Annotated in this window: 19 protein-coding genes; 2 read left to right on the forward strand and 17 right to left on the reverse strand. The window is 67.0% G+C overall.

Annotation, left to right across the window (positions count from 1 at the left end; all coding sequences use genetic code 11):
• Positions 1–2: 2 nt before the first annotated feature.
• The 17 genes from NRS07_RS06160 to NRS07_RS06240 all read right to left on the reverse strand — a co-directional run bounded on the left by NRS07_RS06160 (position 3) and on the right by NRS07_RS06240 (position 13,606).
• Complete coding sequence (locus NRS07_RS06160) at positions 3–755, reverse strand: glycoside hydrolase family 73 protein (RefSeq protein ID WP_259211843.1); 753 nt, start codon at positions 753–755, stop codon at positions 3–5.
• Positions 742–1,170: a flagellar protein FlgN gene (locus tag NRS07_RS06165; protein WP_259211844.1), complete on the reverse strand. Its 429-nt coding sequence runs from the start codon at positions 1,168–1,170 to the stop codon at positions 742–744. Before NRS07_RS06165 ends, NRS07_RS06160 begins: the two co-directional genes overlap by 14 nt.
• Complete coding sequence (flgM, locus tag NRS07_RS06170; protein ID WP_259211845.1) at positions 1,167–1,475, reverse strand: flagellar biosynthesis anti-sigma factor FlgM; 309 nt, start codon at positions 1,473–1,475, stop codon at positions 1,167–1,169. The genes NRS07_RS06165 and flgM overlap by 4 nt, the downstream gene beginning before the upstream one ends.
• A 4-nt stretch (positions 1,476–1,479) precedes the next feature.
• Entirely contained in the window at positions 1,480–2,418 is a 939-nt protein-coding gene (locus NRS07_RS06175) for a flagellar motor protein MotB (RefSeq protein WP_259211847.1), read from the reverse strand.
• A 2-nt stretch (positions 2,419–2,420) separates the two neighbouring features.
• Positions 2,421–3,332: a flagellar motor stator protein MotA gene (gene motA, locus NRS07_RS06180; RefSeq protein WP_259211848.1), complete on the reverse strand. Its 912-nt coding sequence runs from the start codon at positions 3,330–3,332 to the stop codon at positions 2,421–2,423.
• Between the two features lie 47 nt (positions 3,333–3,379).
• The gene (locus NRS07_RS06185; protein ID WP_373889859.1) at positions 3,380–4,120 is read right to left on the reverse strand and encodes a FliA/WhiG family RNA polymerase sigma factor; all 741 of its coding nucleotides are present in this window, start codon (positions 4,118–4,120) and stop codon (positions 3,380–3,382) included.
• Positions 4,121–4,145: 25 nt separating this feature from the next.
• Complete coding sequence (locus tag NRS07_RS06190; RefSeq protein WP_259211849.1) at positions 4,146–4,607, reverse strand: flagellar basal body-associated FliL family protein; 462 nt, start codon at positions 4,605–4,607, stop codon at positions 4,146–4,148.
• 10 nt (positions 4,608–4,617) lie between these two features.
• Positions 4,618–5,892 (reverse strand): flagellar hook-length control protein FliK, encoded by a 1,275-nt coding sequence (locus NRS07_RS06195; protein ID WP_259211851.1) that lies wholly within the window; start codon positions 5,890–5,892, stop codon positions 4,618–4,620.
• Positions 5,889–6,206: a hypothetical protein gene (locus NRS07_RS06200; protein ID WP_259211852.1), complete on the reverse strand. Its 318-nt coding sequence runs from the start codon at positions 6,204–6,206 to the stop codon at positions 5,889–5,891. Before NRS07_RS06200 ends, NRS07_RS06195 begins: the two co-directional genes overlap by 4 nt.
• On the reverse strand, positions 6,199–6,588 hold the full coding sequence (fliS, locus tag NRS07_RS06205) for a flagellar export chaperone FliS (protein ID WP_259211853.1): 390 nt from the start codon (positions 6,586–6,588) through the stop codon (positions 6,199–6,201). The genes NRS07_RS06200 and fliS overlap by 8 nt, the downstream gene beginning before the upstream one ends.
• A gap of 21 nt (positions 6,589–6,609) precedes the next feature.
• On the reverse strand, positions 6,610–8,007 hold the full coding sequence (fliD, locus tag NRS07_RS06210; RefSeq protein ID WP_259211862.1) for a flagellar filament capping protein FliD: 1,398 nt from the start codon (positions 8,005–8,007) through the stop codon (positions 6,610–6,612).
• A gap of 84 nt (positions 8,008–8,091) precedes the next feature.
• Positions 8,092–8,529, reverse strand: a complete 438-nt coding sequence (locus NRS07_RS06215) for a flagellar export protein FliJ (RefSeq protein ID WP_259211866.1) — start codon at positions 8,527–8,529, stop codon at positions 8,092–8,094.
• The gene (gene fliI / locus NRS07_RS06220; RefSeq protein WP_259211868.1) at positions 8,526–9,842 is read right to left on the reverse strand and encodes a flagellar protein export ATPase FliI; all 1,317 of its coding nucleotides are present in this window, start codon (positions 9,840–9,842) and stop codon (positions 8,526–8,528) included. The genes NRS07_RS06215 and fliI overlap by 4 nt, the downstream gene beginning before the upstream one ends.
• Positions 9,839–10,528, reverse strand: coding sequence for a flagellar assembly protein FliH (gene fliH, locus NRS07_RS06225; protein ID WP_259211870.1), 690 nt, complete (start codon positions 10,526–10,528; stop codon positions 9,839–9,841). The genes fliI and fliH overlap by 4 nt, the downstream gene beginning before the upstream one ends.
• Complete coding sequence (locus NRS07_RS06230) at positions 10,525–11,547, reverse strand: flagellar motor switch protein FliG (protein WP_259211872.1); 1,023 nt, start codon at positions 11,545–11,547, stop codon at positions 10,525–10,527. Before NRS07_RS06230 ends, fliH begins: the two co-directional genes overlap by 4 nt.
• The gene (gene fliF / locus NRS07_RS06235; protein ID WP_259211873.1) at positions 11,531–13,228 is read right to left on the reverse strand and encodes a flagellar basal-body MS-ring/collar protein FliF; all 1,698 of its coding nucleotides are present in this window, start codon (positions 13,226–13,228) and stop codon (positions 11,531–11,533) included. Before fliF ends, NRS07_RS06230 begins: the two co-directional genes overlap by 17 nt.
• Before the next feature lie 30 nt (positions 13,229–13,258).
• Positions 13,259–13,606, reverse strand: coding sequence for a flagellar hook-basal body complex protein FliE (locus tag NRS07_RS06240; RefSeq protein ID WP_259211874.1), 348 nt, complete (start codon positions 13,604–13,606; stop codon positions 13,259–13,261).
• A 320-nt stretch (positions 13,607–13,926) separates the two neighbouring features.
• Here NRS07_RS06240 and NRS07_RS06245 point away from each other — a divergent pair, with 320 nt between their 5' ends.
• Positions 13,927–14,847: a flagellar motor switch protein FliM gene (locus NRS07_RS06245; protein ID WP_259211875.1), complete on the forward strand. Its 921-nt coding sequence runs from the start codon at positions 13,927–13,929 to the stop codon at positions 14,845–14,847.
• Positions 14,847–15,206: a FliM/FliN family flagellar motor switch protein gene (locus NRS07_RS06250; RefSeq protein WP_259211876.1), complete on the forward strand. Its 360-nt coding sequence runs from the start codon at positions 14,847–14,849 to the stop codon at positions 15,204–15,206. Before NRS07_RS06245 ends, NRS07_RS06250 begins: the two co-directional genes overlap by 1 nt.
• The last annotated feature ends 16 nt before the right edge of the window (positions 15,207–15,222 follow it).

Genomic DNA, 15,222 nt, shown 5'->3' on the forward strand with positions numbered 1-15,222 from the left:
GATCAGCCGTCGCTGCCCTGCAGCCTGGTGGCCAGGCGGGTCAGTTTGGCGGCATAGGCCGGGTCGGTGGCATAGCCGCCCTTGGCCAGGCCCTGGGCGAACGCGCGCGCGTCGCTGCCCACGCCGAGTGCGTCACGATAGCGCGGGTTATCGGCCAGCATCCGCGCATAATCGCGAAAGGCGCTGCCGGCATCCGGATACGAGCGGAAGCGCTCGCGCGTCTTGATCGCGGCGCCCCCGATGTATTCGGTAGTGCTCGACTCGTTCACGGCGCCATTCCACGTCGATCCGGCCTTGATGCCGAACAGGTTATGGCTCGACTCGCCGCTGCTGGTACGCAGCGGGCGCTGGCCCCAGCCCGATTCCAGCGCAGCATGGGCCGAAACCAGTTCGGGTGCCACGCCAAGCTGCTGGCCGGCCTGGCGCGCCCACGGGGCGATGCTGTCCAGGAAAGCCCGCTGTTCCGGCGTGGTGCTGGCTGCACCAATGCCGGCCATCGCGCCGGCCTCCTCGACCTCGCTCTCGGCGCTGATCAATCCGGCCGCACGGGCATGCCAGATACTGCCTTCGGCGCTCAAGGCCACTGCACCGCCGGCGCCGCCGTCGCCGTTCTGGATAAAGGCGGCCACTTCGCCCGCCACGTCACCGAACATGGCGCCGAAACCGCTGCCCCCGCCCATTGCGGCGGTGGGGCGGGTGGCCGCGGTGGGTGCCAGCGGTGCCATGGGTGCGGTCGCAAAATCAGCGTGGCGCATAGATTTCCTCTTCGCCATGCAGCACGCGCTGCATCACGGTGTGCTGTTCGGCCAGCAGGTTGCCGTTGCGGGTGGAGGCCGCCTTGCAGGCCAGTACGGTATGTTCCAGGTCGGACCAGGCGGCGGCCAGCGCGCCCTGGGCAGGCTCGCCCAGGGTCAGGATGAATTGCGCCATGCTCGCCCCCTCGCCCAGCAGGGCGCGCACCAGCGCGACGCGTTGCTGGCGGCGCGCTTCCATTGCATCGAGCAGTGGGGCCAGCAGGCCGGCAAGCGTCGACAGCTCGGCGCTCTGGTGGCGCAGCGCCGCCTCGAACTGGCGCTCGAGCAGGGCCAGCACTTCGGCGCTGTCGCGTACGTCGGCCTGGACACCGTCGACCAGCGCGGCATTGGCTTGCGGCCGGGTCATGCGGCTCATTGGCGGCCCCCGCCATGGAAGCGCTCGATCAGGCCGGCCAGGCGGCCGGCATTGAACGGCAGTTCGCCCCTGGCCAGTTGGTCGCGCAGCTCGGCGACCCTGGCGGCATCGAAGTCCGGCATCGCGCGCAGCGCCTGCGCGGCCGGCTGCAGCACGTCCGACTGCAGGGCCGGCGTGGCGGCCGACAGCGGGGCCGCCTCCGCCGGCGCCTGGACGCTCACGCGCTGGGTGCCGATACTGACGGTGGAAGTGGTGGCGCCGGTGATTTTCATGCGGGTACCTCGGGTTTTCGATTGAATGCTCATGGCCTTACTTCGGCAGTTGGCTGCGCAGCTGTTCCAGGGCGGCTGCGTCGGGCATGCTGGTCGAGGCGTCCTTCCCCAGCGGGGTCGTGGCGCCAGGCTTGCCGAACATGCTGGTCACCACGCGCGACTGGGCGCTGGTCAGGATCAGCAGTTCGATGCGGCGGTTGACACCCGCCAGCGGTTCATTCACTTCCAGCGGCGCGCGGTCGGCCATGCCCACCACCTGCAGCACGCTGGCGCTGCGCATGCCGCCGTCGATCAGCTCGCGCCGCGCCGACAGCGCGCGGTCGGTCGAGAGCGCCCAGTTCGAGTAGCCGCCCTTGTCGGAACCGGCAAAGCGCGACGAATCGGTGTGGCCGACAATGAGCATCTGGTTCTTCATCTGCGCGAACAGCGGGCCCATCTTGCGCAGCAGGCGCACGAAGCGTCCGGTGGGCAGAGCGCTGCCGCGCATGAACATGCCCTGGCGGTCGGTATCGTGCAGCATCACGCGCAAGCCATATGGCGTGATCACGGTATCGAGGTTGGCCGCCAGGCCGGCGTCCAGGCTCATTTCGCCCAGTGCTCGCGACAACGCTGCCAGCTCGGCCGGCGATTCGTAGGCCACGCGCGGCGCGCTCGGGCTGCCCGGCGCCTGGTTGCCGGCGCTGCCTGCCAGCGGCAGGTCGAAGCGCTCGATCATGCTGCCGCTCGGTTCCGATGCGATCTCCGGCTTGCGGCCATTCTGGTCGAGCATACCGCTCTCGGTCGCATCGCGCACGATTTTCTTGAGATTCTGTTGTTCCCGCGAGGCAATGAGCCACAACACCAGAAACAAGGCCATCAGCGCCAGGCAGAAGTCGGCGAACGCGACTTTCCAGGCGCCGCCGTGTTCGTCGTGCGCGTGCTTGCCACCGCCGCGCTTGACGATCGTTGATTCGTGCTTTTCGTTCAGTTTCGACACGATTATCCCGTCATGCGGTCGGCCGTACGGCGCCGCTTGTTCTGCGATTCATCCTCGCCGCCCATCGCATTGATCCACTGTTCGAGCTGGGCGAAGCTAGGCTTGGTGTTGAGCTGGATCAGGCGGCGGCCGGCGTCGATCGCCAGCAGCGCCGGCTTGCCGGCCACGTGGGTGCACAGCACCACCTTGACGGTTTCCATGGTCGAGGCTTCCGAATTGACCAGCTGCTTCATCATGTTTGCCAGTGGCTCGAGCAGGCCATAGCAAGAGAAGATGCCGATGAAGGTGCCGACCATCGCGGCGCCGATTTTTTCAGCAATTTCGCCCGAATCGGCGCCGCTCGAGACCGAGAACATCGCCATCACGATGCCCAGCACTGCGGCCAGGATGCCGAAGCCCGGCATCGCTTCGGCGATCTTCTGCAGCGACTTGGCCGGCTGGGTGAGTTCTTCGTGGATGGCTTCGAGTTCTTGTTCCAGCACGCCTTCGAGCTCGTGCGCGTTGATCTTGCCCATCGCCATCAGGCGGAAGTTGTCGACGATAAAGGCCAGCAGCTTGGGCTCGTCCAGGATGCGCGGATAGCGTTGGAACAGCGGGCTTTCCGAGGGCGCCTCGACGTGGGCGTCGAGCGCCTTCAGGCCGCCGGCGGCGGTCTGCAGCAGTTCATACATCAGCAGCAGCAGCTGGCGCTGGAATTCCGAATCGTGCTTGGTACGCGCCATCACCTTCCTGAGCTGGTGCCCCATTTCGGCCAGCACGTGCCGCTGGTTGCCCAGTACCAGCGCGCCAAAGGCGGCGCCGCCGATGATCAGGAGCTCGATCGGATGGAAGATGGAAGCGAAGGTGCCGCCCATCAGGGAAAAGCCCCCGAACACGGCGCCAAGCACGATGGCGAGACCTAATAATTGTTGCATGACGTACTGCCTTTCTTGTTGCCTGCTTGATTTCGGTATGGGGTCGCTCAGGCGCGCCCGAGCGCGGCCTTCATCTTGGCCAACGCGCTCTTGTTGAGCTGGCAGACGCGGGCGTCCGACAGGTCGAGCACCGCGGCGATTTCCTTGTAGCTCAGCTCGAACTCGTAGATCATCTGGATCACGCGCTGTTCTTTTTCGTTCAGGCTGCCCAGCACCTGTTCCAGGCTGCGCCGCACCATATAGCTTTCTTCCGGGCCGGGCGAACTGTGGGCATGGTCGGTCGCCTCCTGCAGCACTTCGTCGAAGCTGAGCATTTCTTCGGCGACGTCGTCGAGCACCTGCTGGCGAAACTCGTCCGCCGTCATGCCGAGGGCTTCGGCGGCTTCCTTTTCGCCCGGCTCGCGGCCGAGGCGGCGGGTAAGCGCGCGCAGCGCGTCGCGCATGCGGTGGCTGTCCTGGCGTACCGCGCGCGGGCGCCAGTCCTGGCGGCGCAGCTCGTCGAGGATGGCGCCGCGCACGCGCAAGGACGCATAGCTGCCGAAACCATGGTCGGGTGTGCCGTAGCGGCGCAGCGCCTCGAGCAGGCCGATCAGCCCGATCTGCTCCATATCCTCGCGCGAGACCGCGCCCGACACCTGCGAATTGAGCTGCCGCACGATGCGCTTGACCAGCGGCGCATACGCCAGCAGGTGGCGCTGCTCCTCGGCCGGCAGCATGCCCGCGTTGGCAGGCGCGTCCCCGTACATGGCAGCGCCGCTGGAGTCGGCGTGATCGGCGGTATAGGCCACGATGTCCCCGGTCTCTACTGGACGATCATTCGACGATCAGCTTGCCGATCATGACTTCGGAAAACGGCTTTTCATGGTTTTCCTTGGCATAACTGGCGTCGAAGGTCTTGTTCAGCTGCGCGGCGTACTGCTCCACCGTCATCGACGATGCCTCGGCCAGCGTGTATGCGGACAGGCTCGAGACGGCGATGCTGCGCAGCAGCGGCAGGTGTTCCTTGGTCTGCTTTTCCTGTTCCGGCGTGGTGGCCAGCACCAGGTCGACCGACAGGTAATGCGCAGCCGGCTGGCTCGGCGCGCGGCGCAGCATGACGATCACCTTGTCGAGGGTGACGTACTTGGTCAGCTTCTTTTCCGGCGCCGGCTTGGCCGCGGCGGCGTCGGCGGCGCTGGTGGCAGGCGCCATGTACCACATGGCGCCGCCGGCGGCGGCAGCGGCAAGGAGGGCGACACCGACGAAGGCGGCGGTCAGTTTGGCTTTACTGGTCATGGTCGTGGGCTCAAGCGCGTCCGTTCAGGGAGAACGCGGTGTTGGTGTGATGGGCTTCGGCCAGGGCCGCGCCGGGTGCGCGCTGGTCCTGGTCCTTCTCCTGGTCGTGCTCGCGGCCGCGGCCCTGCGCATCGGCGCCGAAGCTGGCCCCTGCCTGCGCGCTGGCCTGTGCGCGCGGTGCCTGGCTGATGTTCACCGACACATCGGTGTACTGGCGGCCGGCCAGGTCGCCGCGCAGGTTGTCGCTGACGGTATTGAGCTGGCGCAGCACTTCGCTGTGGGTCGCCGTGATGTTCACTTCCAGCGCGCCCGCGATGTGGCGGATCGAGATCTCGACCCGGCCCAGCATCGGCGGCTCGAGGCGGATGGTGGCCTGCTCGGCATTCTTGGTGAGCTGCAGGCTCAGCCGCTCGCCCAGGGCTTCCTGCAGCGATTGGCGCCACGCAGTGGGCGGACCCGACAGGGTCAAGGTGGCGCCGTCGCGGGCCGCGACGCTTGCTGCGGCCGGGGCGGCGACCCCGAAACCGGCATGGGTGCCCGCCGCCGGCGGGGTGCCGGCCTCGGGCGCGGCGCTCTCGCGCCCCTGAGGCCCGGCCGGCAACGCGGCGGCGGGCGGCGGGTGCAGCGCCGTCGCCTGCGCCGGGGCCGCCTGGGCAGGGACCTGGCCGGCGCCTGCCGGCGAGGCAGCGACAGTAGCGGCGACTGGCACCGGCGCTGGGGCGTCCGGCGCCTGGCGCATGCCGGCTGCCAGTGGCAGTTCGATGCCGGCGGCGGTGCCCGGCAGGGCGGCGCCCGACGCAACGGCGCCAGCGCTGGCGGCACCGGCGCCAGGCGTGGCGCCGGCTTCGGCCGCAAGTGCCCCCTGCGGCATGGCGGCGGGCACGCGCAGGGGGGCCGGCATCGTCATCATCATCGACTGCATCAGCGGCATGGCCATGGCGGCCAGCAGGGGCTCGTGGCCGGCGTCCGGATGGGACTCGGTGGCCGCGGCTGCAGCATTGTCTTGCTGCGCTGTGGCAGTGGCGTCCTGCTGCATCGCGCCAGCGTCAAGCTCGGCTGGCGGCAGTTGGCCGGCGGGCACGGCAGCCGTATCCGGCGACGGCTCCACGTCCTGCGCCACCTCCAGGCCCATGAACTGCAGGAAGGGCAGGGCGGAAGGCTGGCCGCGCTGCGCCGGGGCCAGTGCCGGATCGAGCGGCAGGGCGTCGGCGGGCGCGCCGCCGGCGATGGCACCGGCGGCGTCATGGGCGGCTGGCAGGGGAGCGCTGTTCATCGTGATGTTCATGTCGTGGTGTGATCAGAATCGAGTTCGCCCGCGAGGGCATAGGCCATCCAGCCTTCTTTGTTGACGCGCATGTCGTCCAGGCGCGCCTGCAGTTCGTTGGCGGCGCTGGCAACCTGGCCCGCCGCGCCGTCGTGCGCCTGGCGCAGGCGTTCCAGCGCGGCGCGCTCGGCGGCGCTCCATGGCTCGCCGGCGGCAAGCGCCTGCATCTGTGGACCGAGCTCGCGCGTCGCGCGTGCCAGCAGGGTCCAGTCGGCGGCAGCGCCGGCCTCGGCCAGCTGCCTGGCCAGGCGGTCGATGGCGCGCGTCCTATCCATTACGCTCCTGCACGCCTTTCCAGCCCTGGCGAATCGTGCTCAAGACCCGGATCACTTCGTCGACCATCGTCGGGTCGAGCTTGATGCCGGCGCCGTGCAGGTGCTGGGCGCAGAAGTCATAGATGCCGGCCAGGTTGGTGACGGTGTCGCCGCCCTGGTCGAAGTCGAGCGAGCTCGACAGGCCGTTGATGATCTCGACGCATTTGTCGATGCTGGCGGCCTTTTGCTCATAGCGGCGCGCGACGATGTGGGCGCGGGCGCGCGCCAGCTCGTCGAGCAGGCCGTCGGTAAGCAGCAGCACCAGTTCTACCGGTGACGCGCGCGAAGTCTGCGCCTCGAGATTGACGGCGTGGTAGCCGCCATAGGCTTCTTGATAGGACATGTGGATCCCGTTGCGTATCGGTTAGTCTTTGTTGTTGCCAAACATGGCATCGAACATCGACAGGTTATTGTTCATGGCGCCTTGCAGCGACTGCAGGGCCGTGAATTGGCGCAGGTAGCGGTTGTAGGCCGCTTCTTGCTGCTGTTCGAGGAAGGCCTGGCGGTCGGCCAGCGTCGATTGCAGCTCGCTGGTCTGTTCCTTGCGCTGCTTGATCCGGCCGTCGGTGGTGTTGCTCCAAGTCTTGATGAACGCGTCGAGCGTGCCGGCGATACCGCTCGGCGCCGACGTGGAACTCGAACCGATCAAGGCGTCCAGGCCGGTGGGCTTGAGGGCCAGCTGGCGTTGCAGGCGGTCGTTGTTCAATTCGAGCGTGCCATCCCTGGTCGAGATGATGCCGAACGCTGCCAGGGTGTCGCCGCCCGTCGACGGACGCAGCATGCTGACCAGGCGGTCGTTCAGGGCGCGGATGGCGCCGTCGCGCGCGAACGAGCCGCCGGCCGTGCCCTTGGACGGGTCGCCCGAATCGGTCAGCTTGTTGAGCACGCCCTTGAGCTTGTTGTAGGCGTCGATGAAGCCCTGCACGTTGGCGGTCGTGTTCTTGCTGTCGGCGCCAACTTCGATCGTCACCGGCGCGCTGCCCGGAGCCTGGGCCTTGGTGAAGGTCATCTTCACGCCGTCGATGTTGGTGAAGGTGTTGGTGGCCTGCGTGATCACGGTCCCGCTCTCGGCGCCGATGCGGATCTCCGCGTCCTGCGCCATGACCAGGGTGCGCTTGCGCGCCACGTCGCCGTTGGCCGCCGCCAGGCTCGAGCCGCCGGCGACATTGGTGGTGTCGATCGTGATCGCGCTGGCCGCGCCGGTGTTCTTGGCGCTCAGTACCAGCTCCGAGCCGCTCCCGGTGGTGATGATCGACGCGGTGACCAGCGAGGTGTTGCCGCTGTTGCCGTTGATCGCCGCCGCCAGTTCGCGCGTGCTCAGGATGCCGTCGGCGTCGGTGTCGGCATCGGCCAGGTTCACCTGGAAGGCCAGCGCGCCGCCCATATTGATGTCCAGGGTGCCCGAGACGCCGGCGTCGTCGCTCAAGCCGGCGAAAGAGACCTGGCTGGCGGTGGCCAGCCTGGCCACGAAGAACGCATAGCTGCCCGGGGCCGCGGTTGGGCCGGCGCTGGCGCTGCCAAGTGTCGTATCGCTGAAGATGGCGGACTGCGCGTACAGGCTCTTGTTCAGGCCCGTGAGCGCCGCCATGCTGGTCTGGAACGCGCTCATCGCCGACCCCAGTTCGGTCAAGCCTTTTTCGGTGGCACGCGCGGCGGCGCCTTGCGCATCGAGGATTTGCCGGCGGGCCATGACGTATTTTTCCGCCAGCGAATTGGCGGTGGTGATCGGGTCGTAGGTCGGTGCGGTGATGGAAGATGCCATGTCGTTCTCCTAGCTTTTCTTGACTCTCGGACTGCGTGGTTGCTGCGTGGTTGCTGCGTATTTGCCGGGGTGTCGGGTTGGCGCCTAGCTGCTGCGTCCAGCCATCCAGGCCTGGGTGGCGATGTCGTCCTCGCGCTTGCGTACGCTGCGGTCCTGCTCGCGCGAGAGCAGGATTTGCTGCTGTTCGAGCACCTTGCCGAGCAGCTCGCGCCTGGTCCAGGCGGCGCTCAGGTTGCGCTGCGATACCGCCATGTTCGCCTCGTGCAGCGCCAGGTCGGTGCGGTGCAGGTCGGCCATCGCCATCACGTTCTGCTTGTACGCACCGCAGTTCAGCGCCAATACCAGGGGCAGGGCCCCGGTGGCGCCGCTGCTCACGGTCAGCGAGTCCATGCGCGCCAGGTTGTTCTGGTAGCGCGTGCGGGTCGCTTCCTGCGTGCTCATGTCTGCCTGCAGGCGCTCCACGTCGAGGCTGCGCAGGCGCACCAGCGTGCCCAGGCTGTCGATCGTATTCTTCTTGCTCATACCATCATCGCTTTCAACTGTTCCACGCTGCCTGTCATGGGGGCATCTTCACGCGTGCCCTGGCACAGGAAAGCTTCGATATGCGGGTGCAGGCGAACCGCCTTGTCGGTTTCCGGATCGGCCCCAGCCACATATGCGCCGAGCGGAATCAGGTCGCGCACGCGCGCATGGCGGGCCAGCGAGGCCTTGAGCTTGCGCGCGGCCAGCGCATGGTCGGGGTCCACCACCTGCGCCATGCAGCGCGAGATCGACTGGGCCACGTCGATTGCCGGATAGTGCCCGCGCTCGGCCAGTTCACGGGTGAGCACGATATGGCCATCGAGAATGGCGCGCGCCGCGTCGACCACGGGGTCTTGCTGGTCGTCGCCTTCGGCCAGCACGGTATAGATCGCGCTCATGCTGCCTTTCGGGTTCTCGCCATTGCCGGCCGACTCCACCAGCTGCGGCATGTTCGAGAAAACCGACGGCGGATAACCGCGCGTCGCCGGCGGCTCGCCCAGCGACAGCGCCACTTCGCGCAGCGCCATCGCGTAACGTGTGAGCGAGTCGCACAGCAGCAGCACGTTCTGGCCGCGGTCGCGAAAATGGGCGGCGATCGAATGGCACATTTCGGTGGCCATCACGCGCATCAGCGGCGACTCGTCGGCCGGCGCTACCACCAGCACAGATCGTTTCAGACCTTCGGCGCCGAGCGACTTCTCGACGAACTCGCGTACCTCGCGGTTACGCTCGCCGATCAGGCCGACCACGATCACGTCGGCCACGGTCTGGCGCGTGATCAGGCCCAGTAGCACCGATTTGCCGACGCCGGAGCCGGCCATCAGGCCAACCCGCTGGCCCTTGCCGATGGTGAGCATCGCATTGATGGCGCGTACGCCGACGTCGAGCGGTTCTTCGACCGGCGCCTTCTTCAGCGGATTGACCTTTGGCGGGGTGCTCGACAGCGGCTGGTCGCCACCGAGTTTGCCCAGGCCGTCGATCGGCTCGCCCATGCCGTTGACCATGCGGCCCATCCAGGACGGTCCGATCATCAGGTCCGACTGCACCGGGGTCGGGAGCACCCGCGCGCCGGTGGCCAGGCCGGTGGCCTTCTTGAACGGCATCAGGTAAGACACTTTTTCCTTGAAGCCGACCACCTGCGCGTCGAGCCAGCCGCCGTCGATGGTCTCGATGCGGCAGCGCTGGCCGGTGTGCAGGGCGCAGCCGATCGATTCGAGCAGCAGGCCCTGGGCGCCGACCAGGCGTCCGAGCGGAGTGGCAACCGGCACGCCACCGAGTTCGACCGCGCGCAGGCGGGAGGCCAGGGCTGTCATTCGCCGTCCTCGTCGTCGCCGAGCTGCTCGCGCACCTGGTCCATCACGGCGCTGAGGCGGCCCTGGCAGCCGGCGTCGACCTCATGGTCGCCCGAGCGTACGCGGCATTCGCCCGGTTCGAGCGCCGGGTCGGGCAGCAGGGTCCATTTCTTGGCGCGTTTCGGGTCCAGCTCGAGCACGCGGCGCAGTTCTTCCGGGTTCAGGAATACTTCGACCTGGTCGCGCGACGGCGGCATCACGGCCAGCGCTTCTTCGACCAGCGCCAGCAGCTGCACCGGCTGCAGCGCCAGTTCGGCGCGGATTACCTGGCGCGCGATCTTGCCGACCAGGTCGACCACTTCCTTGCGCTGGGCGGCGCGCATCTCGAGCTTGAGCTTTTTCAGCGCCTTGAGCATGGAGTCGACCGGCTTGGACAATTCCTCGAAGCCGGCGAGCGCCATCTCGCGGCCTTCTTCGATGCCACGTTGCAGGCCGTCGCTTTGTCCGGCGGGATAGCCATCGGCGCGGCCCTGGTCCAGGCCTGCCTCATAGCCTTCGCGCTGGCCCTGGCGGTAGCCGTCGGACAGCGCAGCCTGCCATTCCTCGGCCGAGGCGGCGCTGGCGCCGGCCGGGCCGGGCGCACCGGGGCGCTGGGCGCCAGGAAACTGGTGCAGTGGCGGAAAGTGGTAGGGCCGGAATTGCTTCATTCGGCGGTCGCCTCGGCAAACAGCTGGACGTCGATTTCGCCGGCGTCGGCCAGGGCCTTGACGGTGGCCATGATTTCGCGGCGGGTCTGCTCGATGCGCGACATCGGGACCGGGCCCGAACGGCGCATCAGGTCTTCGAAGCTCTGTGCCTGGCGCTTGGGCATCGCCGAGAGCACCGCGTCGCGCAGGGTCGGCTCGGCACCCTTGAGCGCGACTGCCCATTGCTCCAGCGGCACTTCGTCGAGCAGGCGGGAAATGACTTGCTCGGTCTGGCGCGACAGGATGAAGAAGTCGTACATCGACATCTCGATCTGCGAGACCACGTCCGGATCATGGGCGCGCAGCAGCTCGACCATGCCGGCGCGGTTGTCCTGCAGGCGGTTCAGGATCTCGGCGACCTGGCGCACGCCTTCCACGCTGGCACTCTGGGTATCGAGGGCGGCCAGGCACCGGTTCACCAGTTCTTCGAGCTCGTGCAGCACGTCGCGGTCGATCTCGTCCAGGCGCGCCATGTTCAGCAAGACCAGTTCACGCCCGTCCAGCGGCAGCGCTTCCAGGATCTGGGATGCCATCGCCGGCGGCAGGAAAGCCAGGAACACGGCCTGCATCTGTACGTGTTCGTGCGAGATGAACTCGGCCAGCCATTTTGGCGAAGCGTACTGCAGGCGCGCCATCATCGGGCGGATCGCGTCGCCGTAGATCGTGTTCAGGACGCTGTTGGCGATGTCGTTGCCCAGCGCCAGGTCGAGCGAGCGCTTGAGGTAGCTGCGCGAGGCGCCGTGCAACCCGCTTTGCTGGCGGTAGTCGTCGAAGAAGTTCTGGACCGCCGTCTTGACGGTATCGACCTTGATGCCGCTCATGCGCGACATCACCTGGGTCAGTTCCAGCAATTCGTCGCGCTCGAGGCAGCGCAGCACGGCGGCGGCGCCTTCTTCACCGATCGACAGCAGCACGATGGCGGCCTGCTCGACCGGGGACAGTGCGCCTTCGGCGCCTTCAGGGTTACTCAGCTCGGCCATGTTTTTTCTGTACCCATTGTTTGACGACTTCGGCAACCCGCTCAGGCTCCTTGCCGGCGAGGACCTTCAGGTGATCGACCATCACGTCCACCGCCGAACCGGCCGGTGGAAGGTCGTAGTTTTCAAGCAGCGGGACCACCGGCATCGTGCCGGAAGCGCCGGCAACCGGTGCGCCCAGGGCGGCCGGCGCGCCGGCCGGCAGCACCGCGGCGCCACCGGGCAGGCCCGGCAGGGCAGGCGCGGCCGGTACCAGCGGCAGCTGCGGCGCCAGGCGCGTGGTCAATGCGCGCAGCAGCGGACGGGCCAGCAGGAAGTAGGCCAGCAATGCAGCCAGGCCATACATGAGGTAAGCGCCCATGTCGACCACGTTATCGCGTTCCTGCCACCATTCCTGGGCCACCGGCGCGGCCGGGAAGCTCAGCGCCGACACGGTCAGCACGTCGCCGCGCGCCGCGTCGATGCCGAGGCCGCCGCGCAGGATCTTTTCGATATTCGCCAGTTCGGCCGGGGTGTACCCGAGCTTGGCATTGGCGGCGCTGGCGTTGTTCAGCACCACCGCCACCGACAGCTTTTTCAGGCGCCCGCGCGAGCGCTTGATCTGGGTGATCGCGCGGTCGTAGGCGTACTGGCGGGTAGTGGCGTTCTTGCGCGCGCTGCCGTCGTCCTTGGCGGCTGCGGCGCCGTCCGGGTTCTGCCCATCGGCCTGGGCCGGGTCGGCTGCCTGCGGCGGACGGTTCGACAGCGTGCCCGGCACGCCCATCGCCATGCGGCTGCGTTCCATCTCTTCACGCATCGCTTCGCTGGTGACTTTTGGCGCTTCGCCGTATTTTTCCTGGGTTTCCTCGATCTTGTCGTTGTCGACATCGGCCGTGACGCTGACCTTGTAGTTGTTCGCGCCCAGCACCGGCGCCAGCAGTTCGTTGACATTGGTGCGCACGGTATCGGTGTAGCGCTTGGCTGCTGCGTCGCCCTGCGACTGGCCGTCGAAACCGTCGGCCAGGTCGATCCGCGAGGACAGGTAGTTGCCGGCCTGGTCAATCAGCGACACGCGGGCAGGCTGCAGGTTGGCGACACTGCTCGAGACCATGTTGACGATCGCGGCAATCTGTTCGTTCGACAGCGAGCGGCCGGGCTTGACCGACACCACCACCGAGGCCGAGGACTGGTCGCCGGCGCCGGCCACGAAGGAGCTCGACTTGGCGATGGCCAGGTGCACCCGGGCTGCGGCGATCGCGTCCATCGTGAGCATGCTCTGCGCGAGTTCGCCTTCGAGGCCGCGCCGGAAGCGCACGTCCTGCACGAACGAGGATACGCCGAGCGGGTCGTTGCGGTCCATCAGCTCCAGGCCGGCCGGCAGCTGGGCAGTCACGCCCTTGGCGGCCAGCAGCATGCGCACCTTGCCCAGTTCGCCCGACGGCACCATCACCTGGCCGCTCTCGGGATGGATGCGGTAAGGGATGGCTTCGGCTTCCAGCACGGTCATCATGTCGCTGGCGGCGACCTTTTCGCGCGCACCGAAGACCGGCTTGTAGTTGGATTGGTCCTGCCACAGGAACAGCATGACGGCCGCCGTGATGACCACGGCCAATCCCAGCATCAGGGTGAAGTTGTTGCGCAGGAGGGGCGGCAGCGAGGGCAGCGGCAACTTGCCGCCGATTGCGGCCTTGAGCGATGAAATCACAGGATAGTCTTCAAAATGTGTCGGGGATCGTCAGACCGGGAGCTTGATCAGCTCGTCCATCGCGCCCATGACCTTGTTCCGGACCTGCATCAGCATCGAGAACGACAGGCTCGCTTGCTGGCTGGCCAGCATGGCACCGACCAGGTCGTCGCTTTTGCCGGCGTCGACCGCTTCCATGCGTTCGCCCGCGACGCGGTTTTCGCTGTCGACACTGGCAAGCGCGTCTTTCATGGTCTGGGTAAAGGAAAATCCGCTTGGCAGCGTATTGAATGCGCCTGGCGCTGCCATGTCGGCGGCCGGGGCAATCGCCATGCGGTTGGCGTCGTTGGTCAGCGCGGCAAGGTCAGCTTTGATCAGTCCGGCAAGTTCAGTTCCCATGAGTCATTCCATTTGGCGAGTACGTGTTGTTCGGGAGCGACAAAATGTGTCTTATTTTGCCGACGGGAGGTAAAGATCAAGGCCTTGAATGTTAAATAATGATCTACGAACGCCCGTTTTATTCTTGATCTGCCGGCCCGGTCTTCCTCTGCCGACATAGGGGAGGGACTGAACCAGGCAATGCACTAGGTATGATCTTACCGTAGGGCAAGTAGAAATTCAAAGCCGAATGTCAAAGTGTTTGCGGCCAATCTCCATGTATAATTGTTGCCTAGGAGAATGAAAAAAAGTCATTCACCGTTACCCAGTAACCAATCAACATGCCGATGACTCCTCCAGACCGGTCGCGCAGCAGCCAGGGCGACTACCAGGTACTCGATCCCAGCCTGCTCGGACGTCCCGTGCACCTGCTGCCCAAATTCGCGCGCCGCTTCGCCGATGTCCTGGGCACGACCATGGGCGGGCCAGGCGGGCGCCGCTATTGGGGCGCCTACCGGCTGGCGAGCCTGGCCTTCGAGCAAGCGCCGGACCAGGCCGACCTGCGCTGGCTGGCAGTGGGCGGTCCGCTCGGCACGGCCGCGGTGGCCTTCGAGCGCAACCTGCTGCTGGCCCTGCTTGAAGGGCGCTATGGCCGCAAGAACGCGCCGGCTGGCACGGCGCCGAGCGCGCCGCGCGATACCGCGGCCGAGCGCATCACCGCCACCGAGGAGCGGCTGGCCGCGACGCTCACCGCCCAGCTGGCGGAGCAACTGCACGCCTGCGTCGCCGACGACCTGGTCACTACCGGCGTGGCGGGACAGGAAGGCGTCTCTTCGGTGGACCCGTTGACCTTGAGCGCGCCGGCCGCCTCCAGCGCCCCGGGCAAGGCCGGCTGGGTGATCCGCATCAGCCTGCGTGCCGCGCACGGCCCGGCCCAGGGCCAGCCCGACAGCCTGTGCTGGATCGGCCTGGACCAGGAATTGATGGCGCACGTGTTGCAGGGCCTGATGGACGAGCGCAGCAGCACGCGCACGGCGCGCACCTCCGAGCCGCTCGCCACCGGCCTGTTCGTCAAGCTTGACGGACGCCTGGCCAGCAAGGAAATCACGCTCGCCGCGCTGTTCGAGCTCAAGGTCGGCGATGTCATCCCGGTCTCGGTCGGACGCGCCGACGTGCTGCTGGACGAATCACGCCTGTTTACGGCTTCAGTTGCCGAACACAAGGGCAAGCTCTGTTTAACCTCTTTTGAAGATGCCGAGTAATGGATATGAATTTGAATGAGCAACTGACGGGCAACGACCTGATCATCGACGACCTCGACGGCGTTGAAGCCGGCACCGCCGTCGCCGGCAAGAACGCCGCGCGCCAGCTGCCGCAGATGATGCGCCGCATCCCGGTGACGCTGACGCTCGAAGTCGGCTCGGCCCGCATCTCGCTGCAGGAACTGATGTCGATCGGCCCGTCTTCGGTGGTGCCGCTCGACGCGCTGGCCGGAGAGCCCTTGATCATCAAGGTCAATGGCGCGCCGATCGGGCGCGCCGAAGTCGTCGTGGCAGGCGAGCAGTACGGCCTGAAGGTGATCGACCTCGATGGCCTGAACCTGGATGCGCTGACCAAATGATGTCGCTTGTTCGTGG

This window comes from Massilia sp. H6 (genome assembly GCF_024802625.1).
Taxonomy (GTDB): Bacteria; Pseudomonadota; Gammaproteobacteria; order Burkholderiales; family Burkholderiaceae_D; genus Telluria.

What these genes read in the sequence shown, in the direction of transcription:
- NRS07_RS06160 (WP_259211843.1), bottom strand. Translation starts at nt 755, where the DNA reads ATGCGCCACGCTGATTTTGCGACCGCACCCATGGCACCGCTGGCACCC.
- NRS07_RS06165 (WP_259211844.1), bottom strand. Translation starts at nt 1,170, where the DNA reads ATGAGCCGCATGACCCGGCCGCAAGCCAATGCCGCGCTGGTCGACGGT.
- flgM (WP_259211845.1), bottom strand. Translation starts at nt 1,475, where the DNA reads ATGAGCATTCAATCGAAAACCCGAGGTACCCGCATGAAAATCACCGGC.
- motA (WP_259211848.1), bottom strand. Translation starts at nt 3,332, where the DNA reads ATGCAACAATTATTAGGTCTCGCCATCGTGCTTGGCGCCGTGTTCGGG.
- NRS07_RS06190 (WP_259211849.1), bottom strand. Translation starts at nt 4,607, where the DNA reads ATGACCAGTAAAGCCAAACTGACCGCCGCCTTCGTCGGTGTCGCCCTC.
- NRS07_RS06195 (WP_259211851.1), bottom strand. Translation starts at nt 5,892, where the DNA reads ATGAACATCACGATGAACAGCGCTCCCCTGCCAGCCGCCCATGACGCC.
- NRS07_RS06200 (WP_259211852.1), bottom strand. Translation starts at nt 6,206, where the DNA reads ATGGATAGGACGCGCGCCATCGACCGCCTGGCCAGGCAGCTGGCCGAG.
- fliS (WP_259211853.1), bottom strand. Translation starts at nt 6,588, where the DNA reads ATGTCCTATCAAGAAGCCTATGGCGGCTACCACGCCGTCAATCTCGAG.
- fliD (WP_259211862.1), bottom strand. Translation starts at nt 8,007, where the DNA reads ATGGCATCTTCCATCACCGCACCGACCTACGACCCGATCACCACCGCC.
- NRS07_RS06215 (WP_259211866.1), bottom strand. Translation starts at nt 8,529, where the DNA reads ATGAGCAAGAAGAATACGATCGACAGCCTGGGCACGCTGGTGCGCCTG.
- fliI (WP_259211868.1), bottom strand. Translation starts at nt 9,842, where the DNA reads ATGACAGCCCTGGCCTCCCGCCTGCGCGCGGTCGAACTCGGTGGCGTG.
- fliH (WP_259211870.1), bottom strand. Translation starts at nt 10,528, where the DNA reads ATGAAGCAATTCCGGCCCTACCACTTTCCGCCACTGCACCAGTTTCCT.
- NRS07_RS06230 (WP_259211872.1), bottom strand. Translation starts at nt 11,547, where the DNA reads ATGGCCGAGCTGAGTAACCCTGAAGGCGCCGAAGGCGCACTGTCCCCG.
- NRS07_RS06240 (WP_259211874.1), bottom strand. Translation starts at nt 13,606, where the DNA reads ATGGGAACTGAACTTGCCGGACTGATCAAAGCTGACCTTGCCGCGCTG.
- NRS07_RS06245 (WP_259211875.1), top strand. Translation starts at nt 13,927, where the DNA reads ATGCCGATGACTCCTCCAGACCGGTCGCGCAGCAGCCAGGGCGACTAC.
- NRS07_RS06250 (WP_259211876.1), top strand. Translation starts at nt 14,847, where the DNA reads ATGGATATGAATTTGAATGAGCAACTGACGGGCAACGACCTGATCATC.